The organism is Acinetobacter sp. BY419 (assembly GCF_019038395.1).
Classification (GTDB): Bacteria; Pseudomonadota; Gammaproteobacteria; order Pseudomonadales; family Moraxellaceae; genus Acinetobacter.
Genome location: NZ_JAGFXZ010000001.1, coordinates 42243 through 65716, shown reverse-complemented (window position 1 = coordinate 65716; position 23474 = coordinate 42243). Strand labels below are relative to the sequence as shown.

17 protein-coding genes are annotated in these 23474 nt (G+C 46.0%); 16 read left to right on the top strand and 1 reads right to left on the bottom strand.

Features of this window, described 5'->3' with window-relative positions; genetic code table 11:
* Positions 1-55 precede the first annotated feature (55 nt).
* Genes rsmH through KUG37_RS00275 form a run of 7 tightly spaced genes read left to right on the top strand, consistent with a single transcriptional unit; the run spans position 56 to position 8047 of the window.
* Positions 56-967, top strand: a complete 912-nt coding sequence (gene rsmH, locus KUG37_RS00305) for a 16S rRNA (cytosine(1402)-N(4))-methyltransferase RsmH (RefSeq protein WP_216936685.1) — start codon at positions 56-58, stop codon at positions 965-967.
* A 10-nt stretch (positions 968-977) separates the two neighbouring features.
* A complete protein-coding gene (gene ftsL / locus KUG37_RS00300) occupies positions 978-1310 on the top strand; it encodes a cell division protein FtsL (protein WP_216936686.1) in 333 nt (110 codons plus the stop codon).
* Positions 1311-1325: 15 nt separating this feature from the next.
* A complete protein-coding gene (gene ftsI / locus KUG37_RS00295) occupies positions 1326-3149 on the top strand; it encodes a penicillin-binding protein 2 (RefSeq protein ID WP_216936687.1) in 1824 nt (607 codons plus the stop codon).
* Between the two features lie 11 nt (positions 3150-3160).
* On the top strand, positions 3161-4657 hold the full coding sequence (locus KUG37_RS00290) for a UDP-N-acetylmuramoyl-L-alanyl-D-glutamate--2,6-diaminopimelate ligase (protein WP_216936688.1): 1497 nt from the start codon (positions 3161-3163) through the stop codon (positions 4655-4657).
* Between the two features lie 8 nt (positions 4658-4665).
* On the top strand, positions 4666-6069 hold the full coding sequence (gene murF, locus KUG37_RS00285) for a UDP-N-acetylmuramoyl-tripeptide--D-alanyl-D-alanine ligase (RefSeq protein ID WP_216936689.1): 1404 nt from the start codon (positions 4666-4668) through the stop codon (positions 6067-6069).
* Positions 6070-7188, top strand: a complete 1119-nt coding sequence (gene mraY, locus KUG37_RS00280; RefSeq protein ID WP_216936690.1) for a phospho-N-acetylmuramoyl-pentapeptide-transferase — start codon at positions 6070-6072, stop codon at positions 7186-7188.
* A gap of 55 nt (positions 7189-7243) precedes the next feature.
* Positions 7244-8047 carry a putative RNA methyltransferase gene (locus KUG37_RS00275; RefSeq protein ID WP_216936691.1) on the top strand — a complete coding sequence of 268 codons (804 nt, stop codon included), beginning with the start codon at positions 7244-7246 and terminating at the stop codon, positions 8045-8047.
* Between the two features lie 51 nt (positions 8048-8098).
* Here KUG37_RS00275 and ponA read toward each other — a convergent pair whose 3' ends face one another.
* The gene (gene ponA, locus KUG37_RS00270) at positions 8099-10624 is read right to left on the bottom strand and encodes a penicillin-binding protein PBP1a (RefSeq protein WP_216940067.1); all 2526 of its coding nucleotides are present in this window, start codon (positions 10622-10624) and stop codon (positions 8099-8101) included.
* 168 nt (positions 10625-10792) lie between these two features.
* Here ponA and KUG37_RS00265 point away from each other — a divergent pair, with 168 nt between their 5' ends.
* The 9 genes from KUG37_RS00265 to gltB all read left to right on the top strand — a co-directional run bounded on the left by KUG37_RS00265 (position 10793) and on the right by gltB (position 23406).
* Positions 10793-11851: a pilus assembly protein PilM gene (locus KUG37_RS00265; RefSeq protein ID WP_216940066.1), complete on the top strand. Its 1059-nt coding sequence runs from the start codon at positions 10793-10795 to the stop codon at positions 11849-11851.
* Positions 11851-12489 (top strand): PilN domain-containing protein, encoded by a 639-nt coding sequence (locus KUG37_RS00260; RefSeq protein ID WP_216938106.1) that lies wholly within the window; start codon positions 11851-11853, stop codon positions 12487-12489. Before KUG37_RS00265 ends, KUG37_RS00260 begins: the two co-directional genes overlap by 1 nt.
* Positions 12486-13208, top strand: coding sequence for a type 4a pilus biogenesis protein PilO (locus KUG37_RS00255; RefSeq protein WP_216938109.1), 723 nt, complete (start codon positions 12486-12488; stop codon positions 13206-13208). Before KUG37_RS00260 ends, KUG37_RS00255 begins: the two co-directional genes overlap by 4 nt.
* Complete coding sequence (locus tag KUG37_RS00250; protein ID WP_216938111.1) at positions 13208-13735, top strand: pilus assembly protein PilP; 528 nt, start codon at positions 13208-13210, stop codon at positions 13733-13735. Before KUG37_RS00255 ends, KUG37_RS00250 begins: the two co-directional genes overlap by 1 nt.
* A gap of 18 nt (positions 13736-13753) precedes the next feature.
* A complete protein-coding gene (pilQ, locus tag KUG37_RS00245) occupies positions 13754-15919 on the top strand; it encodes a type IV pilus secretin PilQ family protein (RefSeq protein WP_216940064.1) in 2166 nt (721 codons plus the stop codon).
* A gap of 36 nt (positions 15920-15955) precedes the next feature.
* Positions 15956-16492 carry a shikimate kinase AroK gene (gene aroK / locus KUG37_RS00240; protein ID WP_216938115.1) on the top strand — a complete coding sequence of 179 codons (537 nt, stop codon included), beginning with the start codon at positions 15956-15958 and terminating at the stop codon, positions 16490-16492.
* A 28-nt stretch (positions 16493-16520) separates the two neighbouring features.
* Positions 16521-17600, top strand: coding sequence for a 3-dehydroquinate synthase (gene aroB, locus KUG37_RS00235; protein ID WP_216938117.1), 1080 nt, complete (start codon positions 16521-16523; stop codon positions 17598-17600).
* Between the two features lie 9 nt (positions 17601-17609).
* On the top strand, positions 17610-18482 hold the full coding sequence (locus KUG37_RS00230; RefSeq protein WP_216940062.1) for a hypothetical protein: 873 nt from the start codon (positions 17610-17612) through the stop codon (positions 18480-18482).
* Between the two features lie 448 nt (positions 18483-18930).
* Positions 18931-23406: a glutamate synthase large subunit gene (gltB, locus tag KUG37_RS00225; RefSeq protein WP_216940060.1), complete on the top strand. Its 4476-nt coding sequence runs from the start codon at positions 18931-18933 to the stop codon at positions 23404-23406.
* Positions 23407-23474 lie beyond the last annotated feature (68 nt).

Genomic DNA, 23474 nt, shown 5'->3' with positions numbered 1-23474 from the left:
CCTAAACAGGGTGATAATGTGCAGTTAAATTTTTCGCCCTATTGATTGAGTTTTTATGTCACATATTTCTGTATTACTTCACGAAACGATTGATGCCTTGTTGGCGGGTCGCAATACGGGAACTTATGTTGATGGTACCTTTGGTCGTGGTGGACATACGCGTTTATTGCTGTCTAAATTAAATGAACATGCACGTGTCTATGCCTTTGATAAAGATCCACAGGCACTGGCAGTGGCGGCCGAACTAGAACAAGAAGATTCACGGTTTAAAATTATTCATGCCAGCTTTGCTGACCTGAAAGATGCCTTGGCTGAGCTGGGCATTGAACAGGTCGATGGAGTGATGGCAGATCTGGGTGTATCTTCACCGCAGCTGGACCAGGCTGAACGTGGTTTCAGTTTTATGAAAGATGGCCCGCTGGATATGCGCATGGACAATTCACAAGGTCCAACTGCAGCAGAATGGCTGCTTAAAATTGAAGAAGAAGCACTGGCAAATATCATTTTTAAATACGGCGAAGAACGTTATAGTCGCCGGATTGCCAAAGCCATCAAGGCGGCCGGACAGATTGATACTACAGCTCAACTTGCGGAAATTGTTAAAGTCGCGCATCCAAAATGGGAAAAAAATAAGCATGCCGCCACTCGTACTTTTCAAGCTATTCGTATTGCTATTAATAAAGAATTAGAAGATATTGAAATCTTCTTGCCTCAGGCCGTTGAAATCTTGAAACCTGGGGCACGTTTGGCGGTCATTAGTTTCCACTCTCTGGAAGACCGTTTGATTAAACAGTTTATTCAAAAAGAATCCACATTAGATGAAGATTTTGGCTGGGGAATGCCGGGGCAGCAAAAAGATACACGACGTTTAAAGAAGGTATCCCGCGTAAAAGCCAGTGACGAAGAAATCAAAGCCAATCCTCGTTCACGTAGTGCATGGCTCCGGGTAGCAGAACGTTTAGCTTGATAGGCACATCATGAAAACTGAAGTGGTTGATAAAAAATTAGAAAAGTTGTGGCTTAAAAAAGCCACCATCTATCTCGTATTGATACTGATGGTCTTTATCAGTGCAGTATTTGTGGTATTTCAGGTCTTTGAATATCGTCAGGACACCAGACAGCTGAGTAGCTATTTGCGTGAGCGTGATGATCTGAATGCAGAGTGGGGTCGTTTGCTGATTGAACAGCAAACCTTTGGCGCAACTGCACAGATTGGCACGCGTGCTGTGACCCAGCTGCGGATGTATTCACCACCGGTTTCACAGAGTGTCGTGATTTCCTTACCACAAACTTCAGATGAGAAAAAATAAGGCCAGCGCTCGGACATGATAGACAAAAGAAAGAAGCAACCGGTACGTAAAAAACAAGCAGTCACCGACAAAAATGCATCGAATGTTTATATCAATCGTTTTTATATCATGTGGGCGGTGGTGCTCTTGTGTTTTATTACACTGATTGGCCGTGCCTTTTATGTGCAGATTATCAATAAAGACTTTTTACAAAATAAAGCCAATGCCAATATTTTAAGAACCAATACCATCAGGGCGATGCGTGGTGTGATTTATGATCGTAATGGTGTGCCACTGGCGATCAGTACCCCGATCATGAAAATCGTGATTGATCCACGCGATTATTTTGACAATAAAAAACTCTATGACGAGACCATGCTGGCGCTGGAAAAAGAACCGGATAGCCGTAAACTCAAACGTCAACTGCCGGATAAAAACCTGGATCTGGATGAGCTGGCCGATGCAGTCGGTATGGATCGGGCAGAACTGCGTAAAAAAATGCAAGAACGCCCGCGTTCGCGTTATCTGATCCTGAAAAAAGAAGTTCCGCCACAACAGGCTGAACTGATCATGAAGCGTAATTTTCAGGGGGTGTATGCCGAGAAAAACTATAAACGGTATTATCCGCAGCCACAGCCGAATTCTCAGATTATTGGCCTGACCAATAGTGAAGGTATCGGGATTGAAGGTCTGGAAATGCAGCTGAATAGCCGTCTTTCCGGAGAGGATGGCGAGCAGCAGATCATTCGCGATAAAAAAGGTAACCGGGTCAAAGAGCCGGAAGTAATTAAAGAGGTTGAACCAGGCGAAAATATTACCCTGAGTATCGATTCTCGTCTGCAATATATTATGTACCGTGAGCTGACTGCGGCCGGTGTTGCCAATAATGCCCGTTCAGCTACTGCAATTGCCGTAGATGTCAAAACAGGCGAAATTCTGGCGCTGTCTTCATGGCCATCGTATAACCCCAATGATAAAAATAGCTTGCTGAACAAGGATGCGATGCGTAACCGCGGTGCAGTCGATTCTTTCGAGCCAGGTTCTACCATGAAGCCGCTCACTGTAGCGATGGCTTTGGAAAGTGGCAAATATACGGCGAATTCAGTCGTGAATACCACGCCGGGCAGTATGCGGGTCGGCAATCATACCATTCGTGATACGCATAACTATGGCCAGTTAACACTCGGCGGCATTCTACAGAAATCTTCTAACGTCGGTGTGGCGAAACTGGCCTTGTCGCTGCCTTATGAAACCTTGCCAACGTTCTACAAACGCCTCGGTTTTGGTCAGCGTTCAGCGGTGAAGTTCCCCGGGGAAAGTGCCGGTCTGATTCTGCCGCCAAGTAAATGGAATGTGTCAGAAGTGGCGACCATGTCCTATGGTTATGGTCTGAACGCAACAGTACTTCAGCTGGCTGATGCCTATGCCATGCTAGCCAATAAAGGCGTGAAAATGCCGCTGAGCCTGTACAAGCTGGAAGAGCAGCCTAAGGGTGAACAGGTGGTCGACGCCAATATCGCAGATCAAGTCTTGCTGATGATGGAAACCGCAACCTTGCCGGGCGGTACAGCGACACGCGCCACTATTCCAGGCTATCGCGTGGCAGGTAAAACCGGTACTGCACATAAATTGCGTGCCGACCGTAAAGGTTATTCGACCAATGAATACCGGGCTTTATTTGCCGGTGTGGCACCGGTCAGTGATCCACGGATTGCCATGGTGGTGGTGGTGGAAAATCCACAAGGCACCTACTATGGCGGTACGGTATCCGCACCGGTCTTTGCCCGCGTGATGCAGGAATCTCTGCGTCTGCTGAATGTCCCTCTGGACAAACCTTTAGAACCTCCCAAAGTCCAGTAAATAGGTGATCAATGTCTATTACATTTCAAGATCTCTACACCCCTCACGATGTCGCTAACTGGATGACACAATCCTTTCAGGGCTTCGAGCTGGATAGTCGTAAAGTCAAACCGGGACAAATTTTTATTGCCCTGACCAGCCTGTCTCAACCGGAAAAAACTGCTCAATTTGCCCAGAAAGCTCTAGAGCAGGGTGCATTGGCTGTGATTTCAGAAACTGAGCTGGATGTATCTCCAAGTTTGGTGGTGACAGATGTACGTCATCTGATGGGACAGTGGCAAAAGCAGTATTTGCAAGCTACTCAACCTATTCAAGCTGCTCGAATTTTGGCAGTTACCGGCACCAATGGTAAAACCACGATTTCTCGCTTGGTGGCTGAGTTAATCATGCTGCAAGGTAAAGCCTGTGCGGTGATGGGTACCACAGGTAACGGGATTTTGCCAAATCTGGAAGCTTCTTCGCATACCACCCTGGATGCCTTGCAACTGCAAAATGCCTTGCATGGCTATGCAAAGGCCGGTGCGGAATTTACCTCGATTGAAGCCAGCTCGCATGGTCTGGAGCAGGGCCGCTTGAATGGTTGTGATATCGAGATTGCGGGCTATAGTAATTTGAGCCGTGACCATCTGGATTATCACGGGACGCTGCAAGCCTATGCGGAAGCAAAATCACGCTTATTTCAGTTTGAATCTTTAAAAGTGGCTGTTATCAATATTGATGATAAACATGCACAGATCATGCTGGAAGCTGCGAAAAATAATCCGGCACAACCCAGAATTTTGACTTATTCCACCACACAAAAAGCGGATTATCAGGTTCAGGATATTCAATACAGCATTTCAGGTGCCCAATTTCAGCTCATAACATCACAGGGCCGCTATGCCGTCCGCAGCCCGCTGCTGGGACATTTCAATATTGAAAATCTGGTTGCCAGTCTGATCATGGCGGAACAGGCCGGCTTTGACCTGAGCCGTTTGATTGCGATTGTACCCCAGCTCAAAGGTGCACCAGGCCGGATGCAGGTGCTGCGTGATGGCGAGCGCCTATTCGTCGTAGATTATGCACATACGCCTGATGCATTGACTCAGGTTTTAGTCACCTTGAAGCGCCATGTGTCAAATCAGTTATGGGCAGTCTTCGGCTGTGGTGGCGATCGTGATCGCGGTAAACGTCCACTGATGACTCAAGCCGCATTAGAAGGCTCGGATATTGCGGTATTGACTTCTGATAACCCGCGGACCGAAGATCCGGCACAAATTTTTGCTGATATGAAAAATGGCATCGATTTTTCAGGCAAAACCTATCATGAAATTCATGACCGTCGTGAAGCGATCAAGTTCGCCGTTAAATACGCACAGGCTGGTGATATTGTCGTGATTGCAGGGAAGGGGCACGAAAATTATCAGGAAATTGATGGTATACGTCACTGGTTTGATGACGTGATCGAAGTGCAGGCTGCGCTTGATGCACAGCATTGCAGTACAGATTCAGCCTATTCAGCGCATTAGGATTTAATATGCATACCTCAACAACAAGTACTGCGGCGCTGGAGCCGTGGAGCATAGAACAACTGCAGCAGGCCACTCAAGGCTATTGGCTGAACGATAAAAAGCCTGCGGGCCAAATCAAGCGGATTCTGACTGATTCACGTGATGCAGAAGCAGGTGATGCTTTCCTGGCGTTGAAAGGTGAGCGTTTTGACGCGCATGACTTTATTGCGCAAGTGGCTACTAAAGGCTGTGAAATCGCCATTGTGAGCCATCCGGTAGATGCAGATATTTGCCAGCTGGTGGTCGAAGATACCCGTTTGGCACTAGGTCATTTAGGCGCTTATCGCCGGCAGCAAAATCCGCAGCTCAAAGTCATTGCCTTGACCGGCAGCAGTGGCAAGACCACCACCAAGGAAATGCTGGGAAGCATTCTGTCACGTCTGGCCCCGACCTTGGTGACGCGTGGTAATTTGAATAATGACCTCGGCGTGCCGGTGATGTTGCTTGAGTTGCGACCTGAACATCAATATGCAGTGATGGAGCTCGGTGCGAGTCATCAGGGTGAAATTGATTACACCTCGAAAATGGTGCAGCCGCATGTGGCCGGGATCATCAATATCGGTACCGCACATTTGGGCGAGTTTGGCGGTCGTGATGGCATTTGCCGGGCGAAATCCGAAATTTATGCACATGTCGCTGAGACTTCAATTATTCCTGCCGCAGATGATTTTGCTGATACGATTCGTGCCGCAGTAAAAACTGAAAAAAGCTTGAGCTTTGGTGCCGGCGGTGAGGTTTATGCTAGCGATGTGGTACTCGACGCTCAGTCTTCAACCTTTAGGCTAAATACGGCGCAAGGCTCCAAATTTGTACAGCTGCCTTTTGCCGGTGAACATAATGTTGAAAATGCGACTGCAGCAGCAGCTTTTGCCTTGGCGATTGGTGTTGGTCTGGATGATATCGTGGCAGGTCTGGAACAGGCTGTGGGCGCGAAAGGTCGTCTGAACTTTATTCCGCACAAAGAATATTTATTTATTGACGACACCTACAATGCCAATCCGGGTTCGATGCGTGCAGCGGCTGAAGTGTTGGCGCAGCAGCAGGGTATCCGGGTCATGGTGACCGGCGATATTGGTGAACTCGGCTCATCTGCTGCGATGGAACATTATAAACTCGGTCGGGATCTGGTCTCGGTGAAAGGCATCAACTTTATAGTGGCTGTGGGCGAATTTGCCCCGGCTGCACAAGAAGGTGCACGTAGTACGCAATATGGTAAAAAAATGCAGGCTTTCCTGAATCAGGAGCAGGCATTGCCATTTTTAATTCATTTGATTGAAACACATCAACCTCAGCCGATGTCATTTCTGTTTAAAGGGTCGCGTTATACCCATATGGAAACATTGATGGCTGCATTGATGGAGAAACTCTAAATGCTGTTATGGCTCTTTGAACATTTGGCGGGCTTTGACAGCACGTTTCAGGTGGTTCGTTATTTAACTTTACGTGCTTTACTTAGCGTCCTGACGGCGCTCACCATTGGTCTGGTGCTGGGTCCTGTGATGATTCGCAAGCTTCAGGCACTCAAATACGGTCAGGCCGTCAGCTCGTATGCTCCTGAAAACCATGCCAAGAAAATGGGAACGCCAACCATGGGCGGGGTGCTGATCCTGCTTTCGATTGGTATCTCAACTTTACTCTGGGCGGATCTTTCCAATCCTTATGTATGGATCGTGCTGGGTGTAATGGTGATTTTCGGAGCAGTGGGTTGGGCCGATGACTGGATTAAAATCCGCTATAAAGACAATGCCGGTCTGCCTGCGAAGAAAAAATTCTTCTGGACTTCAGTCGGTTCTTTGGGTGCCGGTATTGCCCTGTATGTGATTGCGCAGCAACAGACCAATCCGGTGCATACCGCGAATATGCTGGATCTGCTGATTCCGTTCTTTAAGGATTTAAGCATTCCACTGTCGGTTATTCCATTGGGCATTGGTTTTATTATCTTTACCTATTTCGTCATCAACGGTGCCTCCAATGCCGTGAACCTGACCGATGGTCTGGATGGTCTGGCGATCATGCCAATCGTATTGGTTGCTACAGGTCTGGGCGTATTTGCCTATCTGGCAGGAGATGTGCGTTTTGCCAATTATCTGCATATTCCCTATGTGAAATATTCTTCTGAACTGGTGGTGGTTTGTGCGGCCATGATTGGCGCGGGTCTGGCTTTCCTTTGGTTCAATGCCCATCCAGCCCAGGTGTTTATGGGGGATGTCGGTGCTTTGTCACTGGGCGCAATGTTGGGAACCATCGCAGTCATGGTGCGTCAGGAAATCGTATTTGCGATTATGGCGGGTGTGTTTGTAGTAGAAGCGGTTTCGGTGTTCTTGCAGATTGGTTCATTGAGAATGCGCAATAAACGTGTCTTCCTGATGGCGCCGCTACATCATCACTATGAGAAGAAAGGCTGGCGTGAAACCCAGGTGGTAATCCGTTTCTGGATTATTACGATTATGCTGGTAGTTTTGGGTCTAATGACCTTAAAATTGCGCTAAGAAATGCATTGGAAAAAGTCGGCGCATGCCGGCTTTTTTGTTTTTGGAGAAAATGATGAATTTACTCATGTGCCCAGTCTGTCGCCAGCAGTTGAGCTTAAATGAAAGAACATGGCGATGTGAGAATCATCATAGCTACGACGTGGCCAAACAAGGCTATGTGAACCTGCATGTGGTTCAGCACAAGCACAGCAAAAATCCGGGAGATACCCCTGAATCTGTGCAGGCACGTCGCGCATTTCTCAGTGCGGGTTATTATGCGCCGTTGCAGCAGGCCGTCGTGGAAAAGATTCGTGAGTTGCGAATTGAAAACCTTTTGGATATTGGCTGTGGCGAAGGCTACTATACGGATGCTATGCAGGCTGAAGTACTACAATGCGTCGGAGTTGATATTGCCAAGAACGCAGTTCAGGTCGCGGCCAAACTGAATAAAGAGATGACTTGGGTTGTGGGAACCGGCGCGACTCTACCCGTGCTGGATGAGTCGATTGATCTCTGTACCAGTTTATTCAGTCCGATTCCCAAACAGGAAATCCTGCGCGTCTTAAAGCCGAAGTCTTATTTGCTGGTGGTGACACCGGCACCCCAACATTTATATGCCATGCGTGAGGCTTTATTTGAAGAAGTGAAACCACACGAGCCACAGAAGTTTGTTGAGCAACTGCAAGATGAATTTGATCTGATCAGTGAGCAGGTAATTGATGCACCGATGATTTTGCCGCAGACAGATTTGAAAAACCTGATTGCCATGACACCATATGCCTATAAGGCCAAACCTGAACGCCGTTTAGCACTTGAACAGCAGGATCAGTTTGAATTGCTGGCGCAATATCAGATTTACCTCTTCCAGAAAAAATAAAAAATTGAGCATAAAAAAGCCCTCAATCGAGGGCTTTTTTATAGCTGCAGATTACTGGACTTCTTCGATCAGATTTTCCAGAGAATCTACCCGGTTCGGCTGAAGAGGCTGTTCTTGCGATGTAGATCCTTCCTCTTGTGGTAGGCGAATGGGCTGATCTGGCAAGTCTTCAAAGTCAGTTTCTGTCCGTTTCGGAACGACCACAGGTGCAGGGCGGTATAGTGCTGTTGCCAGAGGCGGAGAAGATGGATCATTCTGTGCTTCGTCAGCCTGAACCACTTTGGTGCGATTCACCGGTGCCTTGGCATTACGGTCAAACCGTACCCATGCTTCGGGCTGGTCTTTTAATGCCTTGCCCATAAAATCGGTCCAGATCGGTAAAGCTGCGACACCGCCATATTCACGGCGACCTAAAGTTTTCGGCTGGTCAAAGCCGACCCAGGTCACGGTGACTAACTTGCCATTGAAGCCAGCAAACCAGGCATCCTTGGCATCATTGGTGGTACCGGTTTTCCCGCCGATATCACTTCGACCAATTCTTAAGGCAGCACGACCGGTACCATGCTGAATCACATCACGCAGGATATTAGCCATATCATAGGCAGAGCTGGATTTTAAAATCCGCTGTGCCTGACGATAATTACTGTCTTCGGCAGAGACTTTGGGTGCAGCCTGTTTCTGCTCTAGGCTTGTATTGTTAATTGCGATTGCTTCGTCATCTGCAGTAATGGGCTCGGTGACTGGCGTTGATTCTTCTTTTTCATTGATACATGAAATACAGGCATATTCAGGCTTAGCTTCAAAGATAGTATTGCCATAAGCATCTTCAATACGGGTGATAAAATGCGGCTGGATTCGGTAACCGCCATTGGCAAAAGTGGCATAGCCGGTGGCCATCTGAATCGGGAGTACCTGCGGAGTGCCTAAGGCAATCGTATAGTTACGTGGAATCTGACTGTCCTGCAAACCAAAATCCATAAATAACTGACGGGTACGTTCAATTCCAACGGTCTGTAATAAGCGTACTGAAACCGTATTACGCGATAGATAAAGTGCGCGACGTAAGGGGATCATGCCAAGATAGCGTCCATCCGAGTTACGCGGCGTCCATTTGCCAATGGTAATGGGAGCATCATTGACCATGCTATGTGGAGTCATACCACGCTCTAAAGCCAGTGCATAAACAAACGGTTTAATTGTAGAGCCAGGTTGGCGCCAGCCTTGGGTCGCACGGTTAAATTTCGATTGATAAAAATTATATCCTCCAACAATGGCCTCAATCGCACCATTATTAGGGTTGATGGCAATCAACTGTCCTTGCACATTTGGAATCTGTACCAGTGACCAAGACGTTTTATTTTCATTGGGTCTTAAACGAACAATGTCTTTGACTTTGACAATCTCGGAGGCTTTGCTCGGTGCACCGCCTACACTGTTGACACTACGAAAGCGACGCGCCCAAGACATACCTGACCAGGGGACAGTCACGCTACTTCCATCCTGCATGAGTGCTTCAAAGCTGGAACTGCCTACTTTCGTCACTTGAGCAGGATAGGTATTGGCATAGGCACGGAACTTGTCCAGTGGTTGATCATGTGCTTCAGCACCACGCCAGCCATGTCGACGATCATAAGCCTCTAAGCCTTCCTGTACCGCTTGCTCCGCATAGGTCTGACGTTCACTACTGATAGTGGTATAGACTTTATAACCCGAATCTACTGCTTGTTCACCAAAGTTTTGCACCAGTTCAGAACGTACCATTTCACCGACATACGGGAATTTATTACGGGTGCTACGATCGGGCATGTCCAGATTAACCGGCTCAGCAATGGCTTGCTGATACTGGCTCTGGTTTAAATAGCCCAGTTGTAGCATACGACCTAAAATCCAGTTACGACGTTCCAAAGCACGTTTGGGATTGGCGACCGGATTGTATCGGGAAGGGGCTTTAGGCAGGCCAGCGATCATGGCCATTTGTGCAGTCGAAAGTTCTTCTAGACTCTTGTTGTAATAAATTTTAGCTGCTGCCGCGATGCCATAGGCATTTTTCCCGAGAAAGATTTTATTGACATACAAGGTCAGAATTTCTTCTTTACTTAAGTTTTGCTCAATTTTACGGGCCAGAAAAATTTCAGTCAGTTTACGCTTCAACGTCCGTTCAGGACTGAGGTAATAGTTTTTTGCCACTTGCATGGTAATGGTCGAACCGCCGGTCTGGACATCGGAACCGGTGACTGTCTCACTGAGCGCGCGTCCCAAGCTTTTAAAGCTGATTCCGCTATGCTCAAAAAAGCTGGAATCTTCAGCCGCCAGGAAAGCGTGAATAAACTCGGGCGGAATTTGTTCATATTTCACGGGAACTGAAAGTTTGCCTCCATATTCGGCAATTAATTCATTGTCTGAACTAAATACTTGTAAAGGCTTCAATAAAGGTGCCTTTTGAAGCGTGGACATTTCAGGCAAAGATGGGGCAATATAGAGATACATGCCATAGAAACCCATCGGAATTGAGATCAATATAATGATAATGATCAAAAAAAATGGACGAACAAGGCCTGAACAAGATAGCTTTTTCATAACAAGTAAGTTTTAATAAGAGCTAATGGCGAACTAATTACCGGTCAGTATATCCTGTCGATATCCATATTGTTAGATCAGTTATTGTATCTATATAAAATTATAGACTGGACCAATTGGTAAGTTAGATTGAATTGGGGACAAAAAAATAATAGGAAGTGTATTATTGTGCGTAGGTTATATCGTAAACCAAATAAGGGGTTAATAGGAGTCGATATTAGTTCGACTTCTGTTAAAGTTTTGGAACTTTCTGTAAAAAGTGGCCGTTATTGGGTAGAGAGCTATGCTTTGGTCCCATTATCGGAAAACAGTGTTGTTGAAAAAAACATCTTAAACCCAGAAGCAGTCGCAGATGCCCTTGGGCGCGCAATTAATTTGGGCAATACCCAGTCGACTCAGGCTGCTTTTGCCATTCCAACTTCAATGGTCATCACCAAAATCATTGAGATGGATGCAGACATGTCGGATGATGAACGTGAAGTTCAGATTCGTGAAGATGCAGAACAATACATTCCTTTCCCACTCGATGAAGCTAGCCTGGACTTTGAAGTTCTGCCAGACCGTCTTGCCAATCCGAACCGGGTAAATGTACTTCTGGTGGCGACACGCATCGAAAATGTCGAAGCACGTTCTGAGGTTTTGGAAATTGCCGGACTCACGCCCAAGATTGCCGATGTAGAAAGTTTTGCGCTGGAAAATGCCTTTAAAGTATTTTCGGATACTTTGCCGATGGGGGTCAATACGGTCGGTATTTTAGACATTGGTCATAGTATGACAACCTTGTCGGTCATGCAGAACAACAAGATTATTTATACCCGTGAGCAGGTGTTTGGTGGCAAGCAGTTGACTCAGGAAATCCAGAATCGCTATGGATTGTCTTTTGAAGAAGCCGGGCGCGCTAAAAAAAACCGTGCTTTGCCGGATGACTATGATATTGAAGTACTAGAGCCATTTCTGGATGCAGTGGTACAACAGGCAGCCCGTTCATTGCAATTCTTCTTTTCATCTTCTCAGTTTAACGAAATTGACCATATCTTACTGGCCGGCGGGAATGCCAATATTCCAGGTCTGGCAAAATTATTACAACAAAAACTCGGTTACCGGGTCACGATCGCGAATCCATTTTTGCAAATGGGCTTTTCTCCTCAAATTGATATTAAAAAAATTGAAAATGACGCGTCATCACTCATGGTTGCATGCGGATTGGCCTTAAGGAGTTTTGATTAATGGCAAGAATTAACTTACTTCCTTGGCGTGATGAGCTGAGAATTAAAAGAAATAATGAATTCGTGGCAATCTGCGTGGGGGCGCTATTCTTAGGATTGGCGGCGGGAGGTTCAACCTGGTTTTATTATGATCATAAACTGCAGGATCAGGAACAGGCCAATCAGCTGATTCAAAGCACCAACCAGAATCTGGATGTGCAGTTAAAAGCGCTAGAAGGTTTACAAGAACAGCGTAATGCGATTGTCGAGCGGATGAAGCTAATTCAGGGCTTGCAAACCCAGCGTCCGATTGCGGTACATCTGATTGATGAAATTGTGCGGGTAACCCCGAGCAATATGTACATCACCAAATTTCAGCGTACCGGCGACAAATTTACCATTGAAGGTAAAGCTGAGAGTCCTAATACCGTAGCTGAACTGCTACGTAATCTGGAAGCTTCATCTTGGTATCGGAATGCCTTTATGAACGCTTTCCTGGTGGCTGAAGAAGCGAAAGAAAAGACGCCAAGCTCGATCATTCCACGTGTAGAAGAGTCGTATGGCAGTTTTACTGTGACCGTAGATCTGGATCAGATCGCTCAGCCAGTACTTAACGAAGAACAACAAGCAGTCACTACAACTACGGGGGCATCATCATGAGTAATGACGAATACGATGAGTTCGGTCAGGATGTCGTCGCTGTACCAAAAAACAAAATGAATCTTGAAAAGTTTTTTCAACAATTCAATACCCTAGATCCAAATAATTATGGCAGCTGGCCTTTGTCGGTCAAAATTACCTGCTGGATTTTTATTGTCGCTTTTGCATTTGCAGTGATTTACTTTGTCATGATCAGAAGCACCATTGAATCGATTTCACAGGCCAGTGCTCAGGAACAAAACCTGCTGAATGAATTCCGTGAAAAAGAATCTAAATTACGCAATTTGCAACAATATCAAATCCAGCTTCAGGAAATGGAAGCCCGTTTTAACCAGCAGTTAGAGCAATTGCCGAAAGAAACTGAAATTCCGGGCCTGGTTGAAGATATTAACCTGAGCGGCGTGAATTCGGGCCTGAAGTTTAAAAATATCCGTCTGGAACCTGAAATTAAACAAGAGTTCTTTATTGAACAGCCGATTTCAATTGAAGCGACCGGCGATTATCACGCTTTTGGTTCCTTTGTGAGCAGTATTGCCGGCTTGTCGCGTATCGTCACGCTACATGATTTCACTATTACCGGTACTGAAAACAAAGAGAAAAAGTCTGAAATTCCGGTTATTGATTATGTAGTGAAAGCCAAAACTTATCGTTATGTCGGTAATGCGGATGGTGCTGCAACGCAAGCTACAGCTAACAGCACAACTCAGGGGGCGCAGTAATGAAGAAAATTAAAATTACTTCGGCTTTAACGCTCGGGTTTTTATTAGTGGGATGTGATTCACGTATTGATGCGGTCAACCAGGAAATGGCCAATATTCGTAATCAACCCCCTTTACCGATTGAACCTGCACCTGATTTTATGCCAGTTGAAATGTTTAATTATGCGGCGCACCAGATCAAAAGCCCTTTCCTACCAAGTTCTCTGGCTGCTGAACTGAAAATTATGGCAGGGAAACGGGTTTATCCAAATTTGTCACGTCAGTTGCAACCACTAGAAAGTTATCCGCTAGAAACCTTGACCATGAAAGGCAGTATGCGTAATCAGGCAGGACAGATTCTGGCTTTAATCCAAACACCTGATGGTGAGGTGGAGCGGATTCAGCGTGGCAGCTATATGGGACTTAATCATGGTCGTGTAATTGGAATTACACCAACACAGATCAATCTGATTGAAATTATTCCAGATGGCCGTGAGGGATATGTGGAACGTCCGCGAAGTCTGGTTCTCATCGGGCCGGCGCCATAAGGTTTTAAAGGAATAACAATGAATAAGAGTATTAAAGAATTTATTTTTGGGGATGCTAATACAATGAATCGTGTGTTTCGTCAGTTTTCAATGGGTGCTGTTGCGATTGCGGTGATGCAAGCAGCTAGCGCACAAGTGGCCGTAACGAATGTGGTACCTATGCAGCTTCCTGGTCAAGGAACTGAAATTCGGGTGATGTTTAATGGTTTGCCACCTCAGCCACAAGCCTATCAATTAGAGTCACCGTCACGTTTGATTCTGGACTTTGACAAGGCACAACAAAACTTAAAACAAAGCAACATTCCAGTCGCAACACGTGAAGCCAGTTCAGTTGATGTGACTTCAGATGCACAACGTGCCCGTCTGACTGTAAACTTGACCGAAGCTGGAGCCTTTACTACTCGCGTGGAAGGTAATACCTTTATTCTTAAAATCAACTCGGCAACTCCAAGTGCAATAGTTCAACCTGTGCAGCAGCAGTCGGTTCAGGGTGTTAGCAATATTGGTTTTCAGCGTGGTGCACAAGGCGAAGGTCAGGTGGTGATTGATCTGGTAGGCAACAATACCCCGGTCGATGTACAGCAGCAGGGTACCAAAATCATTGTTCGAACCTTAGGCACTCAGATCCCGACTCATTTGACCCGTCGTCTGAATGTGAATGATTTCGCGACTCCTGTATCTAGTGTGGATGCAGTCAATCAAAATGGCTCAGGGGTCATTACGATTCAGTCTGGAGAAAGCTATGAATATATGGCTTACCAAACAGATAATAAGCTGACCATCAGCTTGAAACGTCCGGAAGCCAAGAGTCCATTACGTCCTAAAACCGCCGCTTATAGCGGTAAGAAAATTTCGCTAGATTTCCAGGATATTGAAGTGCGTCGCGTGCTGCAGTTATTGGCAGATTTTACCGATATCAATATGGTGGCTGCGGACAGTGTGCAAGGCAATATTACTTTGCGCTTAAAAGAAGTGCCGTGGGATCAGGCGCTGGATATTGTACTGAAAACCAAAAATCTGGATAAACGCCGTAATGGTAATGTGATCTGGATTGCACCTGTGACAGAACTGATTAAAGCTGAAGAGGAAGAAGCTAAGGCTATTAAGCAGAGTGTTGCACTTGCACCGATTCAGACTGAATATATGCAGCTCAGTTATGCCAAAGCGGCAGATATTGAGAAACTGATTACGCAGAATAAAGGGGCATCTAGTTCGGGTAGTTCGAGTAACACTACAAATAATGATGATAGAGAAAGCTTATTGAGTTCACGTGGTTCTGTGTCTGTTGATGCACGAACCAATACCATTATTGTGAATGATACTCAGCTCTTTATTGATAAAATTCGTAATATGGTGGATCTGCTCGATGTACAGGTTAAACAGGTGATGGTCGAAGCACGTATTGTCCGAGCAACCACTGACTTTACCAAAGAGATGGGGGTGAAATGGGGAATTCTGTCACAAGGGATTACCAACAATAATAACCTTCTGGTCGGTGGTAGTGAAACGACATTGTGGGATCTCAGAGATCCTAAAGAAAGTGATTTGGGTGGATATACCTATGAGATTCAACGTCCCCAAAACCTGAATGTGGACTTAGGCGTAACCAGTCCGGGCGCAAGTCGTATTGCTTTTGGTTTAATCAGTCTTTCTGATTTTATGCTGGATCTTGAGCTTTCCGCATTACAAGCGGATGGCTATGGTGAAGTCATTTCAACACCAAAAGTACTCACAGCAGACAAACAGAAAGCCACAGTTGCATCTGGCTCACAAATTCCGTATCAATCTGCTGAAGGTGGAGGTGCTAATGCTGTATCCACTACTGAATTTATTGATGCCACCTTAAGTCTGGATGTTACGCCAAGTATTACTCCAGATGGCAAAGTACAGATGGAACTCAATATTACTAGCGACTCTCCAGGCAACCCGACTCCGACTGGACAACTCACTATTAATAAAAACCAGATCAATACCAATGTCTTGGTTGATAATGGGGAAACAGTGGTTCTGGGTGGTATTTTTGAGCAAGAAACCCGTAATGCACAAACCAAGGTACCTTTCCTGGGTGATATTCCTTATGTAGGGCGTTTATTCCGTAAAGATTTAAAGTCGGATAATAAACGTGAGCTACTGATTTTCGTTACACCTCGAATTGTTAATGACAGTGTTTCAAGAAATCATTAATATATTTTGAATTTAACAAAACGAATAGGTGACTCCTTGCCAAGCAAAGAGTTTGAAACCCTACCAAATATTTATTTGGTAGGGCCGATGGGGGCCGGTAAAACAACAGTAGGACGACATCTCGCAGAATTGTTAGGACGCGAATTTCTAGACAGTGATCATGAAATTGAACGTAAAACAGGCGCGACCATTCCCTGGATTTTTGAGAAAGAAGGGGAGCAGGGTTTTCGTGACCGTGAAACTGCTGTAATTAATGAGCTTACCTCACGTCCCCATCTGGTTTTAGCCACCGGTGGTGGTGCCATTACTCAGGTTCTAAACCGGGAATATCTGAAACAGCGCGGCATCGTCGTTTATCTCTATACGCCGGTTGAAATTCAATTGCAGCGTACCTATCGCGATAAAAACCGTCCACTTCTCCAAGTCGAAAATCCGGAACAGAAGTTACGTGATTTATTGGCAGTTCGTGATCCCTTGTATCGGGAAGTGGCGCATCATATTATTGAGACCAATCAGGGTGCTGCACGAGATCTGGCGCAGCGGATTCTCAATCTCATTACTTCCAAAAACTAAGTTCATTGAATAAAGTGGTTAATCAAGCATGCAAACCTTATATGTAGAACTCGGAGAACGTCGTTACCCTATTTTTATTGGAAGCGATCTGGATCCACAGGCCTTATTGGCACCCTATATTCATGGCAAGCAAGTGATGATTGTGAGCAATACCACGGTTGCGCCACTTTATTTGCAGCATTATCAAACTGCGATTGAGGCTTTGAATAAGCGTGTTGCGACCTGCATTTTGCCTGACGGTGAAAAATATAAGGATAGCCAGCACCTGAATCTGATTTTTGATGCATTGCTTGAAGCCGGGTTTAACCGGGATTGTACCGTGCTTGCGCTGGGTGGTGGTGTGATTGGGGATATGGCCGGCTTTGCTTCAGCCTGTTTCCAGCGCGGAGTGTACTTCATCCAGGTGCCAACCACTTTACTATCGCAAGTAGATTCAAGTGTCGGTGGAAAAACCGGAATTAATCATCCACTGGGTAAAAACATGATTGGTGCTTTCCAGCAACCCCAAGTTGTGCTGGCCGATATGTCGCAGCTTTCTACTTTGCCGGATCGCGAACTTTCCGCGGGTCTGGCTGAAGTCATTAAATATGCGCTGCTCGGTGATGAGTCATTTTTACTCTGGCTTGAAGAGAACATGGATGCTCTGGTTGGTCGTGATGAGAAATTACTGGCTGAAGCTGTTTATCGTTCCTGTGCACATAAGGCCCGGATCGTGGCCAATGACGAGAAAGAGCAGGGTGAACGTGCCTTGCTGAATCTGGGTCATACCTTTGGGCACGCGATTGAATCCTACTTGGGTTATGGGGTCTGGCTACATGGTGAGGCTGTGGCAACCGGCATGGTGATGGCTGCAGATCTGTCGCAGCGTATGGGCTGGATTTCTCCAGATGATCTCGAGCGTACAAAAAAAATCATTTTCCGTGCCAAACTTCCTGTCGTTTGCCCTAAAATCCCTCTGGATGATTTTCTGGCCTATATGGCCCATGACAAAAAAGTCTTAAATGGACAATTGCGTCTGGTGTTATTAAAGCAATTAGGCCAAGCAGTGATTACCCGGGACTTTGATCTTGAGTTAATGAAACAGGCAATTTTAGCCAACCAGGCATAGGTTAGTTTTATGGCAGCACTACATACTCCTTGGCAAAAGATTCAGCATTATTTCTGGCTGGTCTGTGGTGTATGCTGCCTGTATGCTGCCTTGATCTTCTGGGCAGTTACCGATTCAGATGACATCATTGAAATTGAAAAAAAACCTGAAACTGAAGTCCAGTTGCAAATTCAACCAGAAAAAGTGGCCACAATGACCCAACTTGGTGCGCTTTTGGAGGAAGTGAAACCACTGGATCTGAGTACACGTACCATAGTGAATGCCAATCATGAACCGGAATTTCGCGGGACCAAGTTTGTTAATGAAGCGAAAAACCAGCATGCAATTGAATTGTTTCGCGTGACCAACGAAGCGATATTAAAAAGTTTCCTTAAGAAACAGTCAGATCGTAAGCCTTTTATTTATTTAAGAATATCGGGTGAAAATCAGCCTGAACAGTATGTGCTGTTGTATGGACAATATAAGACTGCGGCACAAGCTAATCAGGCACTCGCTACACTAGATTTAAGCTTGCCTGCTTCGGTCAAACCGGAAGTGGTACGCATGCAGCAGTATGTCAGTCTGGTAAATAGTCTGGGTTCAGAGGAATTGGCCAGTAATCAAAAGCTCTATGAAGTTCGTTTGAAAAATGTGCCTTTGCCAAAAGTAGATGAATCTGTGCGCGTCAAACCTCAAACCCAGACTGAGGCCAAGCCGCGTAGCTCTGATGCTGCCACGACCAGTACGACGATTGTGCGTCGTGATTCATCTGGAAATGTGGTTGATGTACAGACATCTGAAAGCGCTGTAGAAAGCACACCTCAACCGCAGAACAATAATCGACCTGCGCAGGGCAGTAATCCTCGCCCTCAAAATAACGAGATTAGTGATCCATTTAACTAGTCCGTTCTAAAATAGCGCATTGAAAAAATTACAGAATTAAAAATGGGCGCTTTTGGTGCAAAAAAAGCACATTAAAAATAACCAGTCTGGCGCGAATCTGCACTAAATCTTTGTCATCTGTATGGTTTTAATTTATGCGCTGTTTATTGGCATGGAATTTGCTTTATTGGTGCATGAATTGAATTAATCTCCCTGTTTTAGCGCGAAAAATGATTCGATGACAATGTGTGAATGTCATATTTATTCCTGATTTTTATGTTATTCATCAGCAAAATAAACTTTATTTTTTATGCGTTCGGTCTGAAAAAGGACTACGCTGAAGAAATATAGATAAATGCTTTTGCTTTACCAAGACGGTCTTCGAAAGCCCATTAGACGCAGCGCAGAGAAGAATTTAGATTGTTTAACAGCCTATTGAGGCTTCGTGAAAGAAGGGTACGCTATGCACATGCCATCGCCTAATAATGTAGCTCCCGCTCAAGGTTTATACCAACCGGATGAGTTTAAAGATAACTGTGGTTTCGGTTTAATTGCCCATATGCAGGGTGATGCAAGCCATGATCTCGTCAAGACCGCGATTCATAGTTTGAGTTGTATGACCCATCGTGGTGGTATTGCCGCGGATGGCAAGACTGGGGATGGTTGTGGTCTACTTTTGGCAATGCCAAAAAAATTCTTCCGTGAAGAAGCAAAACGCTTAAGTGATACCACCTTAAGTGAAGTCTTTGCTGTGGGTTCGGTGTTCCTGAATCTTGATCCTGCCATTGCTGCACATGCCAAACAGGTTTTAAACAAAGAGATTGAAGCTGAAGGTTTAATCGTTCTGGCTTGGCGTGTGATTCCAACCAATGTAGATGCTCTGGGTGAAATAGCCCTGCAATCTATGCCAGCATTTGAACAGGTGATTGTAAACTGCCCAATGGGTGTAACTGAAATTGAATTTAACCGCAAGCTGTTCCTGGCGCGTCGTCGTGCAGAACAATTGTTGGTGAATGACACTTCCTTCTATGTCACGACCTTATGTTCAACAGTCATCAGTTATAAAGGCCTGATGATGCCGGAAGCGATCGCAGATTTTTATACCGATCTGGCTGATCCACGTCTGGAATCCCATATCGTGGTGTTCCATCAGCGCTTCTCGACCAATACTTTACCGCGCTGGCCTTTGGCACAGCCGTTCCGTTACCTGGCGCACAATGGTGAAATCAATACCATTACTGCGAACCGTAACTGGGCCATGGCACGTGTGCCAAAATTTGAAAATCCGTTATTGCCAGGTTTAACTGAACTAAATCCAATTGTGAACCGTACCGGTTCGGATTCTTCAAGCCTGGACAATATGCTGGAGATTCTGGTGGGTGGCGGTATGGATCTGTTCCGTGCCTTGCGTATGCTGGTTCCGCCTGCTTGGCAGAACGTGGAAACTCTAGATGCGGACTTGCGTGCATTCTATGAATTTAACTCAAAACACATGGAAGCCTGGGATGGCCCTGCGGGTCTGGTGATTCAGGATGGTCGTCATGCGATCTGTATGCTGGATCGTAACGGTCTGCGTCCTGCACGTTGGGTGATTACCAAAAATGGTTATATCACGCTGGCTTCTGAAATTGGTGTCTGGGGTTATCAACCTGAAGATGTGATTTCTAAAGGACGTGTGGGCCCGGGCCAAATGCTGGTCATTGATACACAAACCGGCAAGGTGCTGGATACGCAAGATGTCAATAATCATCTAAAACGTATGCGTCCATACCGTGAATGGTTACGAGAAAATTCTGTACGTTTGCAAGGTAGCCCAGAGCTGGAAGAATATTTATGTGATCAAGGCTTAAAAGGCGATGGCCTGAAAGCGGCACAAAAAATGTTCATGGTGACCTTTGAGGAGCGTGACCAGTTATTGCGTCCGATTGCCGAAAGTGGTCAGGAAGCTGTCGGTTCAATGGGTGATGATACCCCGATGGCGGTATTGTCACGTCAGGTTCGTCATGTATCGGATTATTTCCGCCAACAGTTTGCACAGGTGACCAACCCGCCAATCGATCCACTGCGTGAATCGATTGTGATGTCACTGGAAACCTGTTTTGGCCGTGAACAAAATGTATTTGAACAGGGCCCTGAACATGCCGATCGTCTGATCGTATCAAGTCCGGTACTTTCAAACTCTAAAATGCATCAAATCCGTACCTTGGGTCGTGCGGGCTATGAAATTGCAGATATTGATCTGAACTATGCCGAATCTGAAGGTCTGCAAGCAGCAATCGTACGTATTTGCGAAGAATCAGCACAAGCAATTTGTGATGGTAAAACCTTGCTGGTACTCTCGGACAAGAAAATCCGTGAAGGCTACTTGCCAGCCAATGCATTCATGGTGACTGGTGCGGTGCATCATTACCTGATCAATAGTGGTTTGCGTACGGATGCGAACCTGATTATTGAAACCGGTTTTGCACGTGATCCGCATCAGTTCGCAGTGCTTTTAGGCTTTGGCGCAACAGCGATTTATCCGTATCTGGCTTATGACGTGATCAATGATTTGGTTGCGAAAGGCGAGTTATTGGGTGATCCAATTTATGCACAAAACAATTTCCGTAAGGGGATTGAGAAAGGTCTGCTCAAAGTTCTGTCGAAAATGGGCATTTCAACGGTTGCTTCATATCGTGGTGGTCAGTTGTTCGAAGCAGTCGGTCTATCGGATGAAGTTGTAGATAAGTGTTTCATCGGTGTGCCAAGCCGTATTCAGGGTGCAACCTTTGTTGACCTTGAAAATGATCAAAAACAGCTGGCAGATATTGCCTGGAAAAACCGTAAGCCCATTGATCAGGGCGGTCTGCTGAAATTCGTATTCGGCAAGGAATATCATGCCTTTAATCCGGACGTGATCAACTCGCTGCATAAAGCAGTGCGTTCAGGTAACTATGCTGATTTCAAAGAATATGCAGAACTGGTCAACAACCGTCCGATTACGACCATTCGTGACCTGTTCAAACTGAAAACAGATAACTCGATTGCGCTTGATGAAGTGGAATCGGTGGAAGAGATCCTGCCGCGTTTTGACTCTGCCGGCATGTCTTTGGGGGCATTATCACCTGAAGCACATGAAGCGATTGCAATTGCTATGAACACGATTGGCGGTCGCTCGAACTCAGGCGAGGGCGGTGAAGATCCAGCGCGTTACGGCACCATCCGTAACTCGAAAATCAAACAAATTGCATCGGGCCGTTTTGGTGTGACACCTGCTTATTTAACATCAGCAGAAGTCCTTCAAATTAAAGTCGCGCAAGGTGCAAAACCAGGTGAAGGTGGTCAGTTGCCGGGTGGTAAAGTGAATGGTCTGATTGCCCGTTTACGTTACTCTGTACCGGGTGTAACGCTTATTTCGCCACCTCCGCATCACGACATCTATTCAATTGAAGATTTATCACAGTTGATCTTTGATTTAAAACAGGTTAACCCACAGGCGATGGTGTCAGTTAAGCTGGTTTCTGAACCGGGTGTCGGTACGATTGCGGCAGGTGTAGCGAAAGCATATGCCGATTTCATTACCATTTCAGGTTATGACGGTGGTACAGCGGCTTCTCCACTTTCTTCAATTCATCATGCAGGTTCACCGTGGGAACTGGGTCTTGCTGAGGCACATCAAGCCCTTCGTGTGAATGATCTGCGTGGTAAAGTTCGCGTACAAACGGATGGCGGTTTAAAAACCGGTCTAGATGTCGTAAAAGCTGCGATTCTGGGGGCTGAAAGCTTCGGTTTTGGTTCTACCCCAATGATTGCACTCGGTTGTAAATACCTGCGTATTTGCCACCTGAATAACTGTGCAACCGGTGTCGCAACCCAGCAAGACCATTTGCGTCAAGAGCATTATATCGGCGAGCCACAAATGCTGATCAACTTCTTCACCTTTATTGCTGAAGAAACCCGTGAATGGCTGGCGGCACTTGGTGTTTCGAGTCTAAAAGACCTGATTGGCCGTACGGATCTGTTGGAAGTCTTGCCAGGTGAAACTGCCAAGCATGCGCATTTGGATTTGAGTAAATTACTGGAATCACACCCTGCCGCGGAAGGTAAAGCACAGTACTGCGAAGTACAGGGCAATGCGCCATTTGATAAAGGTATTCTGGCAGAGAAAATGGTAGCGGAAATCCTGCCTGCGATTGAAGCCGGAACAGGTGGTGAATATAGTTTCTCGATTGGTAACTGTGACCGTTCGATTGGCGCACGGCTATCCGGTGAGATTGCGAAACGTTATGGCAACTTGAGCATGGAAGCACATCCTGTCAAAGTGAACCTGAACGGTACTGCAGGTCAGTCGCTGGGTGTCTGGAATGCCGGTGGTCTGCATATCAGCCTTGAAGGCGATGCCAATGACTATGTCGGTAAAGGCATGGCCGGTGGTCGTATCTCGATCTTCCCGCCAAAAGGTTCACCTTTCCAGACCCAAAATACCGCGATCATTGGTAACACCTGCTTGTACGGTGCCACTGGCGGTAAGTTGTATGCAGCGGGTACGGCAGGCGAACGTTTTGCAGTACGTAACTCGGGTGCATTTGCCGTGATTGAAGGTGCTGGCGATCACTGCTGTGAATATATGACGGGCGGTATTGTGACGGTACTGGGTAAAGTCGGGCATAACTTCGGTGCGGGTATGACCGGTGGTTTTGCTTATGTACTTGATCTGGATAATGACTTCGTTGATCATTATAACCACGAACTGATTGAGCTGAATCGTATTTCAACTGAAGCGATGGAAGAGCATAAAGCGTTCCTGGGTCGTATTCTCGATGAACATATTAAAGAAACGGGTAGTGCTTGGGCGTACAAGATCCGCCATGAGTTTGACTTCTACAGCCGTAAGTTCTGGTTGGTAAAACCAAAAGCAGCCAACTTGCAAACGCTGTTAAAAACAACTCAAGCTGATCCACAATAATTCCACGACGAACAGATATATAGGCAGATGTAAGGCCACTGTGAAGCCCTTACATCTAGCCACGGAGA